This window comes from Roseibium sediminis (genome assembly GCF_008711325.1).
GTDB lineage: Bacteria > Pseudomonadota > Alphaproteobacteria > Rhizobiales > Stappiaceae > Roseibium > Roseibium sediminis.
This window is the reverse complement of the sequence record NZ_VXDB01000081.1, coordinates 1-1217: the sequence shown is the minus strand read 5'-3', so window position 1 is coordinate 1217 and position 1217 is coordinate 1. Positions and strand designations below refer to the sequence as shown.

Here is a 1217-nt window from a genome sequence, read left to right as displayed (position 1 = left end):
TGATCCTCCCCCTTTGAATTGGTCCGCCCCTATAGTTAGGAAACGGAGGATCAGAAATGGGAATCAAGCGACACAAGCCGGAAGAGATTGTCACGAAGTTACGGCAGGTTGAGGTGCTTTGCGGCCAAGGAGTGCCGCGCATTGATGCGATCAGGCAGGTGCAGATAACCGAGCAGACATTCTATCGCTGGCGTAAGCAATATGGCGGCATGGGAACCGACCAACTGAAAGAACTTAAGCGACTTCAAAAGGAGAATGACCGGCTGCGTCGAGCCGTGTCGGACCTAACTCTGGACAAGCTCATTTTGTCAGAGGCCGCGCGGGGAAACTACTGAGCCCCTCGCGCCGTCGCGCCTGTATCGATCACATTCGCAATGAGATGCGGGTGTCTGAAAGGCGGGTCTGCCGCGTTCTGGGGCAGCACCGATCCACACAAAGGCGATTGCCACAGGGGCGCGCTGACGAAGGCCGCCTGGTGTCTGACATGATCGAGTTGACGCGCCAGTATGGTCGTTATGGTTATCGTCGGATTGCCGCTCTTCTGAGGGATGCAGGCTGGATGGTGAACGACAAGCGTGTGGAACGGCTGTGGCGACGCGAGGGGCTCAAAGTGCCCATGAAGCAACCGAAGAAAGGGCGGCTCTGGCTGAACGATGGCTCATGCGTCCGGCTGCGGCCCAGGTATCGCAACCATGTTTGGTCCTATGACTTCGTGCATCATCGAACCGATGACGGGAAATCGTTCCGGACCCTGAACATCCTGGACGAACATAGCCGGGAGTGCTTGGCGATCCGGGTCAAACGGAAGCTGAACTCGACCGAGGTCATAGACGCACTGACCGACTTGTTCATCCTACGTGGCGTCCCTGCCTACATCCGGTCAGACAACGGCCCAGAGTTCATTGCTCAGGCTGTCAGGGATTGGATAGCGGCGGTCGGCGCCAAAACCGCCTACATCGAGCCGGGATCGCCTTGGGAGAACGGATACTGCGAAAGCTTCAATGCCCGGTTCAGGGATGAACTGCTGAACGGGGAGGTCTTCTACACGCTACGCGAAGCCCAAATCATCATCGAAGAATGGAGGAAACACTACAACACCAAACGACCCCACAGTGCTCTGGGCTACCGCCCACCGGCCCCAGAGGCCATCGTTCCGATGGAACCCAGGCTAATCATGCACTAACATTCAAACTGGACCGCTTAGGTGGGGCTGATCA

Annotated in this window: 1 protein-coding gene; it reads left to right on the top strand. The window is 57.2% G+C overall.

What is annotated here, in order from left to right; all coding sequences use genetic code 11:
* The first annotated feature begins 56 nt into the window (after positions 1-56).
* A protein-coding gene (locus tag F0155_RS23135; protein ID WP_150526923.1) for an IS3 family transposase occupies positions 57-1183 on the top strand; the annotation gives its coding sequence in 2 pieces (ribosomal slippage) (positions 57-321 and positions 321-1183; 1128 coding nt in all).
* Positions 1184-1217 lie beyond the last annotated feature (34 nt).